Raw genomic sequence first — 17,018 nt, 5'->3', positions numbered from 1 at the left:
CGCGCTCTTCGATGCCGATCCGGACGATGCGGCCGTCGTCCCGGGACGTGATCCGCTGGATGGTGCCGGCGCAGCCGACATGCAGCGCCGCCGCCATCCCGAGCGGCAGGTCGCAGCCCTGCGCGTGCGCGTATCCCGTGCCGCGCTGGGCGTCTTCTTCGCGGACGGACACGATCAGGGTGGGGGCGGCGCCGCCGATCGTGGGCAGCAGMCCACTGGASGCCGCGACCGACAGGGCRCTCGCGAGCGCGTCGTGCTGCTGCTGCGCSCGCGTCCGGAAGTCGCGCGGAACCACCGCGTCATCGGGCTCCCCGTCGCCGGGGRACTCTTCGGCGAACCGGACGCCGTGGTAGGCCGGGTTGCTGTGCGCGTCGAAGATCATCTGCAGCTGCGCGGCCACCTCGGGCATCAGGTTCCCCCGGCACGGGACCCCCCAGTCGGTCGGAGACCCGAGCGTGAACGAGCGTTTGCGCTCGGTCATCCGCTCCCGCGGTTCGGCGCCGTCTTGATCCAGCGCGATCGACCATGCCTGCGCCTGCACCCGCAGCAGGTCGGCGCCCATGGGCGGCCCACCATCCGGACCCTCACCGCGCGCCGCGGCGGCCAGTGCCGCGTCGGCGGCGAGCAGCCCCTCCCGGGAGATCCGCGACCCCGCCGACAGCAGCGGACCGGCGACCGCGACCAGCCCGTCGACGCCGACGAGCCCCTCGCACAGCGCCGTCCGCATACCCGGGAGCGCCGGCTCCAGCAGCTCACCCGTGGTGAGCGACACCTCACGCTGCACCGCACTCGAGGCGCGGCGCAGCCGCGACACCGACGACCGGGAGCACAGCGTGGCCCGCTCCACCAGTTCGCTGACGTCATGGCAGCCGAACCGGGTCGTCATCCGATCGTCCCGATCACCCGAAGACGACCGCGCCTCCACCTCGCCGACCGCCTCGACCAACACGCCGTCGATCCGCCGGCCGACCCGCGCCGTCGTCGCGAGCAGGTGGACGACATCGGCCTCGTCGGCGATCCTCAAAGCGCCGCTCGTCACAGCCTCGGACACGACCTCAGCGACCATCGCGTCGAGTGCTTCGAGACGATCGATGAGGTCCTTCATACCCCAATTCTGCCGAGGGCCACCGACATTCCGACCACGAGATTGTCCTGATCAGAAGAAGTTTTCAAACAACTTTTCGAGACCGAGCGCAGGGTGGGCTTCAGCTGCGCGTGACGCTGCCCCGATAGGGTGCGTGCATGGCCACTGACGTCACCCTCTACATCGGGATCAGTCCTTACAACGCGAAGTTCCATTTCACGGATCCCGTGGTGTGGGCGACCGTCCGGTCTCAGATCGTCACCGCGATGAAGGCGGGCAGCGGAACGATCGAGATCGACCGCAAGGGAGACAAGATCGTCTACGTCTACAGCCCGTTCCTCCCGGTGAACTGGATCGAAAAGGGCGCCTGACTGCTGCTACGAGCCGGCGTCGAGTTCAGCCTGGAGATACTTCGGCGCCTGGACCCGCCACGCATCCATCACCAGTTCGGCGAGATGGTCGTCGTCGATGCCGGCCATGCGGAACGCGATCTTCGGCTCGCCCCACGTCGTCGACGTGCGCAGGAACACGTCCGGCGCCATCTGGACAAGGGCCAGCGTGTCCAAGGGGTCGGCGACCTTCACGCCGACGACGAGTTCAGCCTCGAGGATCTCGCGGATGTCTGCAGGCGTGCTCGGCCACGGCTGGCACTCCCACGCGTACAGCTTGCGGCGCACGAACCACGCGGCGCCACCGGTCGTCGCACGCTCTTCGCTGCCAGGCAGTCTGGCAGCGATGCGGCGCAGGTCATCAAGAGTGGCCACGATGCCAGCGTATTCCGCGCCGCGGACAGCGATCCACTACCCCTGGAGGCGCATCCGACCACGGAGGAAGGGCAGCGCGGGCGCCCGGTACTCCAGCGCCGGAGGGTGGGTCGGTTCGAGCACGAACTCGGCCTGGCCGAACCGCCATAGGCGGTTGAAAAGGAACACGCCGAGCACCACCGGCTGGTCGGCGGGAACCTGCCAGGTGCCGAGGCCCCACTGCACCGGCTGACCGCGCCCCGCGATGACGAGCGTCGGCTTGATCCAGGCATAGAGCGCGAACCAGGGCTTGTGCAGCGTCAGTTCGATGCGGCGGGTCACACCTTCGACCGTAGCGCGGGAGTCCGCGCATGTTCACCGCGTGGGCTCGGTGTCGTCCTGTCGCGTCCACGCGATCGCGATCAGCTGGCGCAGCACGTCGAGGTCGAGGTCGTCGAGCTTCCTGGCGTAGACGCAGCTCACGCCCTGCGTGTACGTGCCCAGCTTCGGAAGAAGCGCCTCTGCCTCCGGAAGGTCGTTCAGACCGTAGAACGTCAGCTGCGCCTTGCGCGGCGAGAACCCCGTCTTGAACCAGTTCCCGCGGGTGCGCGGGTTGGCGCGGGAGATGTAGCGGAAGCTGCCATATCCCACCATCGTGGGTCCCCACATGACCGGGTCCACACCAGTGACCTCGCCGAAGATCTCGGCGAGCCGCAGCCCTTCCTCACGTCGGCGGGGCGTCGCGGCGGCCTCGAGGAACTCGTGCACATCGGCATCCGTCGGTTTCGTCTTCGGTTCACTCATGACTGACAGTGTGATTCAGAACCCGTCATCCCTCGAGCTGGGCGAGGAGTTCGACGTTGCTGGTGTTCCCGGAGAACTCCGCGATGCGCCCTTTTGTCACGCGGTACATCGCGAACTCGGCGACGTTCGCGTGTCGTCGCGTCGGCGCGATACCGCGGAACTCCCCGAGGTGTGTACCGCTGGCGCGCAGGTGGGCGGCGACACGATCGTCCTCGACGACCAGCTGGATGCGACGCCAGCGCCAGTCGGGAAACGCGCGGAACAGGTCGGCCATGTCGGCCACCCACGCATCGGCGCCGCCCGGCAGGTGCGCACGCCGCACCGCAGGATCGACGAAGGAGCGGATCGCGTCGAGGTCGTGCCGGTTGCACGCGTCGAGAAATTCGGCGTACCACTCGCGCATCTCCCACGGCTCCACCACCTCATTATCAGCGGCGGCCGCGCGGCCGATCGCTAGCGCGAGTTGGAGAGCAAGCCAGCTATCTCGTCGAGGACGGACTCCTCTCCGGCGTAGATCCCCTCCGCCCGCGGCCAGTGCGCGACCACATCGGTGAAGCCGAGCGACTCCGCGCGGCCCACGGCGTCCTCGTACGCTGCGGCGCTCGCGAGCGAGTAGTCGGACTCGATGTCGATCGACAGAATGCGGGCGACATCCTCCGAACGACCGGATGCCTCGTACTCGGCGTCGAACCGCGCGGCGAGAGCGGCTATCCCCGACCACCACTCCTCGCGATCGTCTTCACTCCCGCCGGTGGTCACCCATCCCTCGCCTTTTCGTGCAGCGAGCCGGATGGCCTTCGGCCCGTTGCCGGCGATGAGCAGCGGCATCCGGGGCTGCCGCGCGGGTGCGCCGACCATCCGCGCCTGGTGCGCGACGAACCAGTCGCCGGGGAACGAGATCCCGCCCGAGCCGGGCTGTTCGAATCGCAGCAGCGCATCCAGGGCGTCGACGAACGCGACGAACCTCTCGTGCCGCTGGCGCGGGGTGAGCTCCGTCTGACCGAGAACGTACGCATCGAAGCCGGTTCCCCCCGACCCGACACCGACCAGCACGCGTCCGCCCGCGATGTCGTCCAGCGTCGCGAGCTCCTTCGCGAACGGCACCGGATGCCGGTAGTTCGGGCTCGCGACGAAGAGCCTGAGACCGATGCGGTCCGTGACGGTCGCCGCGGCCGTCAGGGTCGGGATCGTCGCATGCCACGGCTGATCCGCGAGACTCCGCCAGGACAGGTGGTCGTACGTCCATGCGTGATCGAACCCGTACTCCTCGGCCTGGCGCCACCGACGCGCTGCCATGGGCCAGCTCTCTTGCGGCAGGATGACGATTCCGTGTCTCATCCCCGCCACGCTACGCCGGCCTAGCCGAGTTCGGATGGGTGGGTGAGCCGCCACCACTCAGTCGGCGGGATGATGCTCCCCTCGATTTCGACGTCTGCTGTCACGGTGTTCGGCCCGGCCGTCCATGTGACAGTCCCGACGACCTCGCCATCTTTGTAGGTCGTGGGCGTCGTCGTGTCCGTCGTCACGGTGATCGGGGTGTCCGACCACGTGAAGATCGAGGCGCCGTCGCCCAGCACCAAATGCGCGGTCGAGCCCCAGGGTGTCGTAAGGGTGCCGACTTCCTGGCCGTCTGTCGCCAGCTGCACGGAGTGGAAGCCATCGCGGATGCTGTGCAGCAGAGTGAGGACGACTTCGTCGACAGCGGCTCGGGAGTAGCCGCCGAGCATCACTCCGGTGACGCTCAGCGGCTGAGCCGCTCCGACATCGAGGGATGCCGTGTACAGCAGGCTGTAGTTTCCGTCGCCCAGATTGCCGGTCTTGAGCCCCGTGATCCCGTCGCGGCCCAGCAGATCGTTGGTGTTGGACATTCCGCCGGGGCCGCTGAGTTCCAGGTAGGAAGTCGCGGCGATCTGCGCGATCGCTGGATCCGCGGCAGCGAGCTTTCCGATGGCGATGAGGTCGCTCGGAGTGCTCGTGTTGCGAGGGCTGATGCCGGTCGGCTCGACGATCGTGGTGCCGGTGAGAGCGTGCGCGGAGAGCCACTGCCGCGCCGCGCTGAGGAACCTGCCTTGGGACCCGAACGCCCAGGTGGACACCGCCTCGGCATAGTTGCTCGCCGACGGGATCAGCATCGTCGCGAGGGCGTCGCGCAGCGACATCGCGCTGCCGGTCGGCATCGCGGCGATCTTCGCGCCCATCACGTAGTACTTGTCGTAGAGGTCGTGGTCGGCCTTGTGGAAGGTGATCGTGGGTCCGGGATCGTCGGCGCCCGCTAGCGGCTTCGCGTCGAGGACCACGAGCGCGGTGATCAGTTTGCTGATGCTCGCGATCGGGCGAGGATCGTTGGTGCCGCTGCTGGTCCAGATGCCGCTTGCCGTGGTGCCGAGGTACTCATCGGCTCCGGAGATGCTGATCGCCGAGGCGCCATCCACGGGGAGGACGATCGCGGCGGCATCCTGCACCGGCGCATGCGGCGCCTGCGATGCGACGACCGGTGCGCTCAGCGGCGCGTTCAGAGCCCAGCCGACGTAGCCTCCGGGCGCGCCGACCACGACCGCGATCACGACCGAGGTGATGATCAGGCCCCGGCGCCGGCGGGCACGTCGCGCCTTGGGTTCGAACTGTGGCGCGTGATCGGGGAACTCTTCCTCGTGCCGCATCAGCTCCGCGAAGTCGGAAAGCTCATCCGGCGATCGATCCTGCGTCGTCATACTGCCCCGTTGATGAGTGAAGAGATTCCATCCTGCATCAGCACGGATAGGACGACCAATCAGCTGCCCGGCCCCGACGGGGACCCTCCATCACTCCGGATGCCGGCTGTGGTCTGCGACGTCAGGTGTCGACCGCAGCACGTCGGCGATCTCCTCCTCCGGGCGCGGCGCGATGTTCTCGTCGACCTCGAGCTCGGGGACGCTCGGCTCATCTGGGCCGGGGATGTGATGCTCCGGGGAGTGCTCGTTGGGAGTGGACACGGCGGCTCCTTCGGTCAGCGACATCCACAGCGTAGGCCGATTTCGCCGCTGGGGCGCAGGCTGGCGTTCCACTCGTCGTGACGACGATTCGGGTCGGCGGGTAGCCTCGCCCCTAGGAGGAACCCATGGCCATCAAACTCGAGAACGTCGGCATCGCCGTTCGCGACCTCGACGCGACGATCGCCTTCTTCACCGACCTCGGTCTCACGGTGATCGGTCGCGACACGGTCAGTGGCGAGTGGACCGACACCGCGGTGGGTCTAGACGGCAACCACGCCAACATCGCGATGCTGCAGACCCCGGACGGACTCGGCACCCTCGAGCTCTTCGAGTACCTCCACCCGGAGGCGATCGAGACAGAACCTACCCGTCCCAACGAGATCGGCATGCACCGCGTCGCCTTCTCGGTCGACGACATCGACGAGGCGCTGGCAATCGCTGCGAGGCACGGCTGCCTGCCGCTGCGCGGCGTGGCCACCTACCAGGACATCTACAAGCTCACCTACGTCCGCGGACCCAGCGGCATCATCGTGATGCTCGCCGAGGAATTGAAAAGGGACCCTACATGATCGCTCGATTCGAAGAGCTCGACTGGCAAGAGACGCGGATGGGCGAACTGACCCTCCGCCGGCGTGCCGACGCGGAGACGGGTGAGCTGATCTACGAGGTGAAGCTGAAGGACGAGTACCTGATGTCGAGCCTGTTCACCGTCGCCGAGGAGGAGCTCGCGACACTGGGCCTCGCTGCGGTCGAAGGCGCCGACCTGAACGTGCTCGTGGGAGGGCTGGGCCTGGGTTACACGGCCGCGACGGCCTTGCACGATGACCGCGTGCGCAGGCTGGATGTGATCGATGCGCTCCCCGCGGTCATCGGGTGGCATGAGCGCGAACTCCTCCCGGTGTCCGCGCAGCTGGTGCGGGATCCGCGGGTCACGCTGGTCCACGACGACTTCTTCGCCGTGGTGCGCCGGCCGCCCGCGCCAGAGGATGTCCGGTACGACGCCATCCTGCTCGATGTCGATCATTCCCCACGTCACACCCTCGATCCGAGTCACGCCGACCTCTACACCGCGACCGGACTCGAATCCCTCGCCCAGCACCTCGCCGACCGGGGCGTCTTCGCGCTGTGGTCGGACGATCCCCCCGACGCCGACTTCATGACCACGCTCTCCTCGGTCCTCGACGACAGCGCAGCGCACGTCGTGACGTTCGCCAACCGCCTCACCGGCGGCACCTCATCGAACACGGTCTACGTCGCAACCCGGCGGCAGGAGACCCGGTGAGCGGCGCGACCTCTTCTGAGGAGCTGCTCGATGTTCGGATCCGCCCCATTGTCGTCACCGATGCGGCCGAGGTGTTCACCCTCCAGCGGGCGGCCTTCATCGAGGAGGCGATTCTCTACGACACGCTCGACACCCCGGCACTCACCCAGACGTTCGACGAGCTGAAAGCGGAACTCGCGACGAACAGCGGCTGCGTGGCGCTGGTCGGATCGCGGATGGTGGGCTCCGTCAGGGCGCGATCGGTCGGAGATGTGCTGAGAATCGGACGCCTCGCGGTGGTCCCCGATCTGCAGGGTCGGGGAATCGGAACCCGGCTGCTCCAAGCCGTCGAGGCGCGATCGGATGCCGCGGAGGCCGAGCTCTTCACCGGAGCGCTCAGTGTCGCGAATCTTCGCCTGTACCAACGCGAGGGTTATGTGGAAACGCATCGGGTCGCGCTGCCCGCGGTGGAGCTGGTCTACCTGCGCAAACTGCTGTCGTAGCGCCCAACTGACCCCGAATCCGCCGCCCGCGGACCAAAGGATGCCGCGACCCGGGCCCTCGATGGGCCTCAGGCCGCGGCATCCGCGCTTCGTCGCGAAGTCAGCGCTTGGCGAGCTCGCGGCCGACGATTTCGCGCATGATCTCGTTCGTGCCGCCGTAGATGCGGTGCACGCGCGCGTCGAGGAACGCGCGGGCGATCGGGTACTCGGTGATGTACCCGTAGCCGCCGTGCAGCTGCACGCAGACGTCGATGACATCCCATTCGCGCTCGGTCGCCCAGAACTTGACCTTCGCGGCCTCCACAGCCGAGAGCTTGCCGTCCTTGTAGGCGAGCAGGGCACGGTCCATGTACGCCCACAGGGCGTCGACCGTGGTCGCGACCTCGGCCAGCTTGAAGCGGGTGTTCTGGAAGTCGATGATCCGCTCGCCGAAGGCCTCGCGGTCCTTCGTGTACGCCAGCGTCCACTTCAGCGCGGCCTCGGCCGCGGCGGCGCCCGCGATGCCGATCGAGAGGCGCTCGAGCGGCAGGTTCATCATCAGCTGGATGAACCCCTGGCCCTCCTTGCCGCTGATCAGGTTCTCTTCCGGAACGAACACGTCGCTGAAGGACAGCTCGGCGGTGTCGTGGCCCTGGAAGCCCATCTTGTGGAGCTTCTTGCCGTGGTCGAAGCCCGCCATGCCGTTCTCGATCAGCAGCAGGCTGAAGGCATCCGCCTTGTTGCCCTCGCCGGTCTTGACGAACGTGACGATGACATCGGCGGTCTTGCCGCTCGAGATGAACGTCTTCGCGCCATTGACGATGTATCCGCCCTCGACCCGCTTGGCGGTGGTCTTGATGCCGCGGAGGTCGCTGCCCGCGCCGGGCTCGCTCATCGCGAGGGCGCCGAGGATCTCGCCGGTCGCCATGCCGGGGAGCCACTTCTCCTTCTGCTCCTGCGTGCCCATGTGCACGAGGTAGGGGATGGCGAGGTCGTCCTGGATGCCGAAGGCGCCGGCGAGCGAGCCTGCGCCGGCGAGGATCACCTCTTCGTTGACGATGGCGCGGAAGCGGTAGTCCTGAAGCATCCCGGCGCCGCCGAACTCCTCTGGGACCGAGAGTCCAATGAGGCCCGACTCGCCTGCGGCCAGCATGGTCGCACGATCGACCTCGCCCGCGGCATCCCACCGCTCCCGCGCCTCGTTCGTCACGTAGCGCTTGATGAACTCCTTGACGACGTCGCGGAACGCCTCGTGGTCCTCGTCGTAGATGTCGCGCTCCATGCGCCCCTCCTCGTTGAAGTCTGCCCGGCGATTACAGACCAGGAAGACCCGGACGATCGCGCGGCGGATGACATTGCATCTCACCTATAACGGTACTCGGTATCACGGACTGCGGATGCCGCCACCTCGGTCGCGCGCAGGCTCAGCCGACGTAGTCCGGCGCCGCGGGCATGCCGAGGAACTGTTCGAGCGTGTGCCAGGCGCCCGCGTGATACTCCGCCGCGAGCTCGGGGCCGACGTAGCGCAGATGCCAGGGCTCCGGCGAGTAGCCGGTGATGTCGGTGTACCCGTCCTCATAACGGACGATCCACCCGAACTCCCACGAGTGCGCGGCCACCCACTGCTGCTGCGCCGTGCCGGCGAAGCTCTCGAGCCCGACGCAGCCGCCCGAACAGGCCGTGACGTCGGCAGCGAGTCCGGACTGGTGCTCGCTGTAGCCGGGCCGCGCGCTGACGGTGTCGGCGTGCGCCCGCCCATTCGCCGACACCTGTGCTCCGTAGGTCGACTGCTGCGTCCGGTAGGACCGATACCCGCTGTCGAGCGCGATCTCGCCCGCACCGGCGGTCTTCGCGGCTGCGACCATCGTGGTGAGGGCGGCTGCGGCATCCGTGCGAAGCGATCCGCCGCTGATGTCGCGCACGGCTGCGGGCGCGCCCAGGGGCGACGGCCGGTAGTCGATCGGGTCGTACGGCCGGGTCTTGTTGACAAGCACCCAAACGTGCGCCGGGTCGTCCAGGGGAACGCACGGTGCCGTGCCCGCCGCCACCGTGGCCCGGAACGGCTCGGCACCCCCGGCGAGCGCGAGCGCGGTCGTATCGTCGCCCGCGCCGATCGCGGCGACGAATTCCGGGTTCGCACAGACATCGACCAGCGCCGGAACCGCGGACGACGACGGAGCGGGAATCGCCGCCACCGACTCGGGAAGTGGGACGGGATCAGGCTCGTCGGCGACGGTTCGGGTGGCGGTCGTCTTCATGGGCGTCGTCACCGCCGCCGTGATGGCCATCGTGCCGCCGATCAGCAGCGCGGCAGCGGCGACAAGACCGAACCCCGCCCGGATCCATGCCGCCCGCCGGGTGCGCAGATGCCGGGCCGGCGTGACGTCGGACTCGAGCAGCTCGGTCCCACGCACCTCCCGACGGGTCGGGCCGGTGGTGGCCGGGGGCTCTTCTGTGCGGTTGTGCTGCTGTGCTGGGGCGGCTGGCACAGCGGCCTCCCGCGCGCGGAGCTCGCGACGGGTCAGGCCGGTTGCAGTCGGCGTCGCCGGCGTTCGGGTCGCCCCGTCCGGGGTCTCCCGGGCATTCTCAACGCCGGGAGCCGGCCCCGTCGCCGGAACATAGTTCGAGCGGTGGCGCGCGGGCACCGGAGCGGGTGACGTTGCTCCCACCCATTCCGGAAGGTCGTCCCAGTTCGCCGCAGACGAGTCGGAGTTCGCCGCGTCCGCCTGCCGTTCGGGCGCACCAGTGTCGTCGCGCGGCTCGCGAGCCGCGCGACGGCTCGTGGGCGGAGCGTGCGGTCCGGGTGCCGTCACTCAGCCATTCTCCCCCGAGTTGCCGCGACGGATTCAGGCATGACCGATTCGCGGCATTCTAATCGTCTTTTTGTTCTATTCTGCTTGACACACATTCGTACGTCTGTTCTCATGGGATGGTGCGATGGCAAGGTCAGGAACTGGGAGTGGCGGATGCCGCGGCCCTGCCCGGCATGGAACAGCTCAATGGACTGGTGCGATCGGTGACGACGCCCGAGTTCTCCGGCATGACGTTCCACGAGGTGATGAGCAAGAGCGCCCTCAATCATGTGCCTGGGGCCTCCGCGATGCCGTTCGACTGGACGGTGAACCCGTATCGCGGATGCAGTCATGCTTGCTCCTACTGCGTAGGTCCCGACACGCTGGTGCTCTGCGCGGACGGTCGGCAGCGGCGCATCGACGAGCTCACGATCGGTCAGGAGATCATCGGAACGGAGCAGCGTGGCGACTACCGTCGCTACGTCCGGACGCACGTCGCGGCGAAGTGGGCGACACGCAAGCGCGCTTACCGCGTCACTCTCGCGGACGGAACGGAACTCGTCGCGAGCGGTGACCACCGCTTCCTCACTGAACGCGGGTGGAAGCATGTCAAAGGCGCGATGGGTGGAGCAGATCAGCGGCCGTACCTCACCACCAACAACCGACTGATGGGTTTCGGCCTCGGCGGTCGCGCCGTCCTCGGCCCTCATCTCGGCGGCGACTATCGGCGGGGTTACCTCTCTGGCATGATCCGCGGCGACGGGATGCTGTTCCATCGCTCGTATACGGATCTTGTTCGCACAAGGGCGATCCATCGCTTCCGGCTCGCGCTGGCCGACGTTGAGGCACTCGATCGAACCCGACAACTTCTCGCCGACKAGGGGATAGCCACCGACACACGACCTTTCACGACGGCCACCGCGACGCGACGCGCCATGACCGCGATCCACTCCGCACGTCGAGCGGACGTGGACGCGATCGAAAGGATCATCACAGTCCCGCGGTTGCGGACCCATGCCTGGCATGCGGGGTTCCTGGCGGGAATCTTCGATGCGGAAGGCTCTCACTCGGGCGGCATCCTTCGGATCAGCAACAAAGATCCGGAGGTGCTCCGGCTGATCGGCGAGGCCCTCACCGCGCACGGTTTGTCTCACGTCGTCGAGCCGGTGAACGCGAACGGTGTTCGCAACGTCCGCGTGTCAGGTGGACTCCCCATGCGACAGCGATTCTTCCGAATCACCGAGCCAGCGATCACCCGGAAGATCGACATCGTGGGCACTGCGGTCAAGACGGTCGCCGACCTCCGGGTTGTGAGTATCGAGGATCTCGGGCATGACATCGAGATGGTCGACATCACGACAGGCACCGGCGATTTCATCGCCAACGGCGTCATCAGCCACAACTGCTTCGCCCGGGCGACCCACGAATACCTCGACCTCGACGCGGGGCACGACTTCGACTCGCAGATCGTCGTCAAGATCAACGTCGCCGGGGTGCTCCGCCGCGAGCTCGCCCGCGGCTCCTGGCAGCGCGATCCGGTCATGCTGGGCACGAACACCGACCCGTATCAGCGTGCGGAGGGACGCTACCGGCTCATGCCGGGGATCGTGTCGGCGCTGACCGACGCGGGCACGCCGTTCTCGATCCTCACGAAGGGAACGCTGCTGCGCCGAGACCTTCCGCTGCTGCGCGAGGCCGCGGCATCCGTCTCCGTCTCGATCGCGATGTCGATCGCGGTGTTCGACGACGCCCTGCAGAAGTCGGTCGAACCGGGCACGCCGACCGCGTCGGCGCGGCTCGATACTGTGCGAGCGGCGACCGAGGCGGGCTTCGAGGTGACGGTGTTCCTCATGCCGATCCTCCCCCACCTCACCGATTCGGTCGCGGCGATCGACGATGCGCTGCGGCGGATCAAGGATGCCGGGGCGGTCCGGGTCGTTTACGGCGCGCTGCATCTGCGGCCCGGTGCGAAGGGCTGGTTCATGCAGTGGCTCGAGCGCGAGCATCCGGAGCTCGTCTCGTCGTATCTCGGGCTGTATCCGGGGATGTCGGCGACGGCACCGAAGGCCTACCGTGCGTGGCTCGCCAAACGGGTGCGCCCGCTCGTGCGGGTGCACGGGCTCGACGGGCACTCCGAAGAGGAKGGCCAGCGCCGCTCCGCAGTGCCCGGCCTGGCGGGATCGCCGGTGATCGTCACTTCGCGCGGCAGAGCGGTGCAGGCAAGCACCGCGCGGCGCGAATCGACCCCGGCCCCCGCGATGCTCTTCTGACACCTTCTGATGGCGGGCAGGAAAAGCGAAACGCGCCGACCCCCGAAGGGACCGGCGCGATTCGAGTCGTCCGAAGGCTAGGCCGTGATCTCCGCGACGGACGCCTGGCGTCCGGCGATCTCGTCGATCAGGTCGTCGCCGATGCGCACGTCATCGAAGGGCGCGTCGATCTCGGCGCGGTCGAGCATCTCGGTCATGCGGCGGCGACGCTGGCGAGTCACGAGCGTGACGACGCGACCGCTCGCCCCGGCACGGCCGGTGCGGCCGGAGCGGTGCAGGTAGGTCTTGTACTCGTCCGGCGGGTCGGCCTGGACCACGAGGCTGATGTCATCGACATGGATGCCGCGTGCCGCGACATCCGTCGCCACGAGCACATTTACCCGACCGGACGTGAGCCGCTCGAGGTTGCGCGTGCGCTTGGCCTGGTTGAGGTCGCCGTGCAGGGCGAGCGCGGGGATACCTGCGTCGTCGAACTGCTCGGCGAGCATCTCGGCGAACGCACGAGTGCGGGCGAAGACCAGGGTCTTGCCGTCGCGGTCGACGAGCGAGGTGAGGATCTCAGCCTTGTCGCGCTGGTCGATGACGAGCACGCGGTGCTCGATCGTACCCGAGTCCTGGTCTTCACCGGCAACCTCGTAGACGGCCGGCTCGACGAGGAACTCGTCGACCAGCGACGCAACCTCGCGGTCGAGCGTCGCCGAGAAGAGGAGCTTCTGGCTGCCGTCGGCGGTGAGGCGGAGGATCCGCTGGACGGGCTCGAGGAACCCGAGCTCGCACATGTGGTCGGCCTCGTCGATCACGACGACCTGCACCTCGGAGAGGTCGAGCTTGCGCTGCTGCACGAGGTCTTCGATGCGCCCGGGGGTGCCGATGATGATGTCGACGCCCTTATGGAGCGCACCGACCTGGCGGGCCTGCGGCACGCCGCCGTAGATCTGCGTGGTGAACAGGCCCACGCTGCGGGCGATCGGCTGGATCGTGCGGTCGATCTGCAGCGCCAGCTCGCGCGTCGGCGCGAGGATCAGCGCCTTGGGCTTGCGGCCGAACTCGCGCCGCTGGCCGGCCTGCGAGCGCAGGACGTTCTCGACGAGAGGTGCGCCGAACGCGATGGTCTTGCCCGAGCCGGTCCGACCACGGGCGAGCACGTCCTTGCCCTCGATGATCGGCGGGATCGTCGCGGCCTGGATCGCGAAAGGCGTCGGTGCACCCAGATCGGCGAGGGCGCGGACGATGTTGTCGCCGAGGCCCAGGTCGCCGAAGCCGGTGCCGGCGACGTTCTCGGCCTGAACGGCCTCAGCCTGCAGGCGCTCGTGCACGACATCGACGTGCTGCTCCTGGGCTGCGGAGCGCTCGGGCTTGGAGTTCCAGTCCGAGCGGTTCGCCTGCGGCGCGGAGTCGCGGCGCGGGCGGTCGTCGTAGGAACGGGCAGGGCGGTCGCTGTACGAACGCGCCGGACGGTCATCGTTCGAACGCGGCGGACGGCTGTCGTACGAACGAGCCGGACGGTCGCTGTACGAACGCGCSGGRCGGTCATCGTTCGACCGCGGCGGACGGCTGTCGTACGAACGAGCCGGGCGATCGTCGTAGGAACGCGGCGGGCGGGTGCCGAAGTCCCGCGCCGGACGGGCATCGCCCGACTGGCGAACCGGGCGGTCGTACGAACGGGCCGGACGGTCGTCGTTCGACCGCGGGGGGCTGCTGTCGTACGAACGGGCCGGACGGTCGTCGTTCGACCGCGGGGGGCGGCTGTCGTACGAACGGGCCGGACGGTCGTCGTTCGACCGCGGGGGGCGGTTGTCGTACGAACGCGCGGGGCGGTCGTCATAGGAGCGCGCGGGACGGTCGCTCGCGGAGTGGGTGCGGATGCCGCGGGACTCGTCGCGGCCTGCGCGATCCGACGCGTTCCAGCGCTTCTTGGCCGGGGCCTCGGGCGCGTCGGCGCGGTAGCCGCGGTGACCGGGGCTCTTGCTGCCGGGCTTCTGCGGTCCGCGTGCGGCAGCCTCGCCTTCGGGGCGTCGCTTGCGGTCCTGGTAGCTGGTCTTCGCGCCGTAGCGGGGCTCGAAGTTCTTGGCCGGGCGTCCGCCGGCGGGCTTCTTGCTCTTAGGCATGGTGGTGTCCTTCTGGGTTGTTCTGCGTGAGAACAGCACTCCTCGAAACGCGCACAGCTGCGCGGCCGCACAAGCGGCACGGAGTAACCCGGACTGTCGTCGGCCGGGGGCCATTCACTGATGGTCGTCGGAGCGGATTCGCTCCCACCATCGGCCCCTTGGACTCACAAACCCATCTGCGCACAGCGCAGTGTCCAGAGCCGACCTTAGAACCTTACCGGTCCAACCTGAGAGGTCACCCGCCAGGCACCGCCCGGTCGCAATGCGCGCGACACATCGGAGCACCACAATGGTGCGTGGGCCGGCACGCACCCGACCCGGAGAGGCCGACATGAACAGCACCGCCGACCCCACCGGCACCCAGTACGAGCTGCGCAGCCCGGACGGGCGCGCCACCGCGTCGATCACCCAGGTCGGCGCTTCGCTGCGCGGCTTCACCGTCGACGGCGTGGATCTCGTCCCGCGATACCCGCTCGGCACCCCGGCGCCGGCCGCTTCCGGCGTGGTGCTCGTGCCCTGGCCTGGTCGCGTGCGCGGCGGGCTCTGGACCCAGCGGGGCGAGACCCGTCAGCTCGCCATCACGGAGCCCCAGACCGGCAATGCGTCGCACGGCCTGCTGCGCTTCGGCGCGTACACCGAGATCGCCCAGGACGAGGCATCCGTCTCCCTCGCCGCGACGGTGTTCCCGCAGACCGGCTATCCCTTCCAGCTCGACACCGAGGTGACCTATGCCGTCAGCGGCATGGCCCTCACCGCGACGCACCGGATCACGAACGTCGGCGCGTCGGACGCTCCGGTGGCGCTCGGCACCCACCCCTACCTGTGCATCGGCGACGTGGCGACCGCCGACCTCGAGGTGCGGGGGTCCGGTGCGACGCGCTTCTTCTTCGACGACCAGAAGATCCCGATCTCACAGGGACCGGTGGATGCCGCGACCGACCTTCGCGGCGGGCGCCGGGTTGGCGACGTCGATCTCGACATGGCCTACAGTTCGCTCGCACGCGACGTCGACGGTCTGGTGCGGACGAGCCTGACGGCGCCGGACGGACGCCGGCTCACCCTCTGGCAGGGGGAGGGTTTCGACTACCTCCAGGTCTTCACCACCGACCGCTACCCTGGGCAGCCCCTCTCGATCGCGATCGAGCCGATGACCGCACCAGGCGAGGCGCTGAACTCCGGGCTCGGACTGCGCTGGCTCACCCCCGGCGAGACGTGGGAACTGCGGTGGGGACTGCTGTTCGAAGACGCGGACGCCGCTCGCCCTTGATGGCGTTGGGCGAGCTTACAATTCCGCTATGCCCGAACCCGTCGACACGGTCGATCACCCCGCCTCCGCTGCATCGCCGCAGGGAGCCCCCGCGCCCTCTCTGAGGGTCATGTCCGAAGGGCTGTCGACCGGCGCGGCCAGCGGCATCCTCGGCCTCATCATCGGGCTGGTCTCGGCCTACGTCTGGCCGAGCCTCCCCCTTTCGGGCGATGGCTCATTCGGCCAGCTCGCCGCCGTATCGGCCGGGGTCGTCGCCGCCGCCTCCACCGGCGTCGGCTACTGGCGCTCGCGGCACTCCGCCGGACAGGAGTGGCGGCTCACCCTTGCGCCGTGGAAGTTCACGGTCAACACGATCTCGGTGGTCGTGGTCCACACGATCCTGGCGATGCTCGCGACGCTCGCGCTCTATTACGTGCTCGGACTGGCCTTCATTGGACTGACGATGGTGCCGTTCTGGTCGGCCACACTGTTGGCCATCACCCTCGGCCTCGCCGGGCACCTCACCTACACGTCCTCATCGCGGATGACGACGCAGCGCATGTCGTCGCTGCTGATGGCGTTCGTGCTGATCGGCGTGCTCACCTCGATGGTGACCACCACCGATCCGGATTGGTGGCTGCTGCACTTCAGTCAGCTCGGCACCTTCGACTCCATCTCGAGCGTCGTCTTCAACGGCACGCTGATCGCCGGCGGATTGCTGGTCACGACCTTCGCCGTCTACGTCGGCAACGACATGCGGGTGCTGGTCGACCGCGGGCTGCTCGGCAATACGAAGAGCCCGCGGACGGTGTCTGTCCTGTTCGTGGTGATGGGCATCATGCTCGCCGGGGTCGGTCTCGTGCCGGTGGACGTGAACCTGGCGATCCACAACCTCTCGGCGACCGGCATGGCGATCGTGTACGCGAGCCTGCTGATCGCCGCTCCGAGACTCTTCAAGGGGATGCCGCGCACCTTCTTCGTCACGTCTTGGGGCTTCCTCGCTGCGACCGTGCTCTCGGTCGCGCTCTTCGTGAGCACCTACTTCGGACTCACCGCATTCGAGATCATCGTCTTCGCTCTCGTGTTCGCCTGGATCGCCACGTTCATCCGGTTCCTCGGAGTGACCGCCCAGCGCATCGCGTCGCAGCAGTGACAGATGCCGAAAGCCCGGTGCGTCACGTGACGCACCGGGCTTTCGACATTTCGTGAGGATCAGGCCTCGACGGGGTCCTTGCGCGACCGGCGGGTCTGCTTTT

General features: G+C 68.2%; 18 protein-coding genes. 7 read left to right on the top strand and 11 right to left on the bottom strand.

What is annotated here, in order from left to right:
• Window positions 1-1,105 (bottom strand): DUF222 domain-containing protein (locus AC1DVT_RS09935; RefSeq protein ID WP_477388565.1); only part of this gene is annotated, 1,105 nt, incomplete at its 3' end.
• A gap of 137 nt (window positions 1,106-1,242) precedes the next feature.
• On the opposite strand from AC1DVT_RS09935, the gene AC1DVT_RS09930 reads away from it, so the two are divergent.
• The gene (locus AC1DVT_RS09930) at window positions 1,243-1,455 is read left to right on the top strand and encodes a hypothetical protein (RefSeq protein WP_457099923.1); all 213 of its coding nucleotides are present in this window, start codon (window positions 1,243-1,245) and stop codon (window positions 1,453-1,455) included.
• Window positions 1,456-1,461: 6 nt separating this feature from the next.
• Here the strand turns inward: AC1DVT_RS09930 and AC1DVT_RS09925 are convergent, their stop codons facing one another.
• From AC1DVT_RS09925 to AC1DVT_RS09895, 7 genes are all read right to left on the bottom strand, one after another.
• Window positions 1,462-1,848, bottom strand: coding sequence for an MmcQ/YjbR family DNA-binding protein (locus AC1DVT_RS09925; RefSeq protein ID WP_457099922.1), 387 nt, complete (start codon window positions 1,846-1,848; stop codon window positions 1,462-1,464).
• Window positions 1,849-1,884: 36 nt separating this feature from the next.
• Window positions 1,885-2,169, bottom strand: a complete 285-nt coding sequence (locus tag AC1DVT_RS09920; protein ID WP_457099921.1) for a hypothetical protein — start codon at window positions 2,167-2,169, stop codon at window positions 1,885-1,887.
• A gap of 33 nt (window positions 2,170-2,202) precedes the next feature.
• On the bottom strand, window positions 2,203-2,631 hold the full coding sequence (locus tag AC1DVT_RS09915) for a DUF1801 domain-containing protein (RefSeq protein ID WP_477388563.1): 429 nt from the start codon (window positions 2,629-2,631) through the stop codon (window positions 2,203-2,205).
• Between the two features lie 25 nt (window positions 2,632-2,656).
• Window positions 2,657-3,049, bottom strand: a complete 393-nt coding sequence (locus AC1DVT_RS09910; RefSeq protein WP_477388561.1) for an ester cyclase — start codon at window positions 3,047-3,049, stop codon at window positions 2,657-2,659.
• A 35-nt stretch (window positions 3,050-3,084) separates the two neighbouring features.
• A complete protein-coding gene (locus tag AC1DVT_RS09905) occupies window positions 3,085-3,969 on the bottom strand; it encodes an LLM class flavin-dependent oxidoreductase (RefSeq protein WP_477388559.1) in 885 nt (294 codons plus the stop codon).
• 20 nt (window positions 3,970-3,989) lie between these two features.
• Window positions 3,990-5,342 (bottom strand): D-alanyl-D-alanine carboxypeptidase family protein, encoded by a 1,353-nt coding sequence (locus tag AC1DVT_RS09900; protein ID WP_477388557.1) that lies wholly within the window; start codon window positions 5,340-5,342, stop codon window positions 3,990-3,992.
• Window positions 5,343-5,432: 90 nt separating this feature from the next.
• A complete protein-coding gene (locus tag AC1DVT_RS09895) occupies window positions 5,433-5,603 on the bottom strand; it encodes a hypothetical protein (RefSeq protein ID WP_457099915.1) in 171 nt (56 codons plus the stop codon).
• 125 nt (window positions 5,604-5,728) lie between these two features.
• On the opposite strand from AC1DVT_RS09895, the gene AC1DVT_RS09890 reads away from it, so the two are divergent.
• From AC1DVT_RS09890 to AC1DVT_RS09880, 3 genes are read left to right on the top strand one after another with little or no spacing between them, the layout of a single operon-like run.
• Window positions 5,729-6,172, top strand: coding sequence for a VOC family protein (locus AC1DVT_RS09890; RefSeq protein WP_477388555.1), 444 nt, complete (start codon window positions 5,729-5,731; stop codon window positions 6,170-6,172).
• Window positions 6,169-6,885 carry a spermidine synthase gene (locus tag AC1DVT_RS09885; RefSeq protein WP_477388553.1) on the top strand — a complete coding sequence of 239 codons (717 nt, stop codon included), beginning with the start codon at window positions 6,169-6,171 and terminating at the stop codon, window positions 6,883-6,885. The genes AC1DVT_RS09890 and AC1DVT_RS09885 overlap by 4 nt, the downstream gene beginning before the upstream one ends.
• Window positions 6,882-7,367 carry a GNAT family N-acetyltransferase gene (locus AC1DVT_RS09880; protein ID WP_477388551.1) on the top strand — a complete coding sequence of 162 codons (486 nt, stop codon included), beginning with the start codon at window positions 6,882-6,884 and terminating at the stop codon, window positions 7,365-7,367. The genes AC1DVT_RS09885 and AC1DVT_RS09880 overlap by 4 nt, the downstream gene beginning before the upstream one ends.
• A 100-nt stretch (window positions 7,368-7,467) precedes the next feature.
• Here the strand turns inward: AC1DVT_RS09880 and AC1DVT_RS09875 are convergent, their stop codons facing one another.
• Together AC1DVT_RS09875 and AC1DVT_RS09870 are read right to left on the bottom strand one after the other, a co-directional pair.
• Entirely contained in the window at window positions 7,468-8,628 is a 1,161-nt protein-coding gene (locus AC1DVT_RS09875) for an acyl-CoA dehydrogenase family protein (RefSeq protein ID WP_477388549.1), read from the bottom strand.
• A gap of 142 nt (window positions 8,629-8,770) precedes the next feature.
• Complete coding sequence (locus tag AC1DVT_RS09870; protein ID WP_477388547.1) at window positions 8,771-10,159, bottom strand: M15 family metallopeptidase; 1,389 nt, start codon at window positions 10,157-10,159, stop codon at window positions 8,771-8,773.
• 119 nt (window positions 10,160-10,278) lie between these two features.
• Here AC1DVT_RS09870 and AC1DVT_RS09865 point away from each other — a divergent pair, with 119 nt between their 5' ends.
• Window positions 10,279-12,408, top strand: a complete 2,130-nt coding sequence (locus AC1DVT_RS09865; protein ID WP_477388567.1) for an intein-containing Rv2578c family radical SAM protein — start codon at window positions 10,279-10,281, stop codon at window positions 12,406-12,408.
• Window positions 12,409-12,485: 77 nt separating this feature from the next.
• Here the strand turns inward: AC1DVT_RS09865 and AC1DVT_RS09860 are convergent, their stop codons facing one another.
• Window positions 12,486-14,516: a DEAD/DEAH box helicase gene (locus tag AC1DVT_RS09860; RefSeq protein ID WP_477388545.1), complete on the bottom strand. Its 2,031-nt coding sequence runs from the start codon at window positions 14,514-14,516 to the stop codon at window positions 12,486-12,488.
• Window positions 14,517-14,847: 331 nt separating this feature from the next.
• On the opposite strand from AC1DVT_RS09860, the gene AC1DVT_RS09855 reads away from it, so the two are divergent.
• Together AC1DVT_RS09855 and AC1DVT_RS09850 are read left to right on the top strand one after the other, a co-directional pair.
• Window positions 14,848-15,783 carry an aldose 1-epimerase family protein gene (locus AC1DVT_RS09855; RefSeq protein ID WP_477388543.1) on the top strand — a complete coding sequence of 312 codons (936 nt, stop codon included), beginning with the start codon at window positions 14,848-14,850 and terminating at the stop codon, window positions 15,781-15,783.
• 28 nt (window positions 15,784-15,811) lie between these two features.
• Window positions 15,812-16,915, top strand: coding sequence for a hypothetical protein (locus tag AC1DVT_RS09850; protein ID WP_457099908.1), 1,104 nt, complete (start codon window positions 15,812-15,814; stop codon window positions 16,913-16,915).
• The last annotated feature ends 103 nt before the right edge of the window (window positions 16,916-17,018 follow it).

This window comes from Microbacterium sp. P2_F9, from assembly GCF_056403635.1.
This window is presented reverse-complemented; position numbering and strand designations above follow the sequence as displayed.

Excerpts from the sequence above, each read along its gene's own strand:
- AC1DVT_RS09850 (WP_457099908.1), top strand. The coding sequence starts at position 15,812 with ATGCCCGAACCCGTCGACACGGTCGATCACCCCGCCTCCGCTGCATCG.
- AC1DVT_RS09885 (WP_477388553.1), top strand. The coding sequence starts at position 6,169 with ATGATCGCTCGATTCGAAGAGCTCGACTGGCAAGAGACGCGGATGGGC.
- AC1DVT_RS09900 (WP_477388557.1), bottom strand. The coding sequence starts at position 5,342 with ATGACGACGCAGGATCGATCGCCGGATGAGCTTTCCGACTTCGCGGAG.
- AC1DVT_RS09915 (WP_477388563.1), bottom strand. The coding sequence starts at position 2,631 with ATGAGTGAACCGAAGACGAAACCGACGGATGCCGATGTGCACGAGTTC.
- AC1DVT_RS09930 (WP_457099923.1), top strand. The coding sequence starts at position 1,243 with ATGGCCACTGACGTCACCCTCTACATCGGGATCAGTCCTTACAACGCG.
- AC1DVT_RS09905 (WP_477388559.1), bottom strand. The coding sequence starts at position 3,969 with ATGAGACACGGAATCGTCATCCTGCCGCAAGAGAGCTGGCCCATGGCA.
- AC1DVT_RS09875 (WP_477388549.1), bottom strand. The coding sequence starts at position 8,628 with ATGGAGCGCGACATCTACGACGAGGACCACGAGGCGTTCCGCGACGTC.
- AC1DVT_RS09890 (WP_477388555.1), top strand. The coding sequence starts at position 5,729 with ATGGCCATCAAACTCGAGAACGTCGGCATCGCCGTTCGCGACCTCGAC.
- AC1DVT_RS09855 (WP_477388543.1), top strand. The coding sequence starts at position 14,848 with ATGAACAGCACCGCCGACCCCACCGGCACCCAGTACGAGCTGCGCAGC.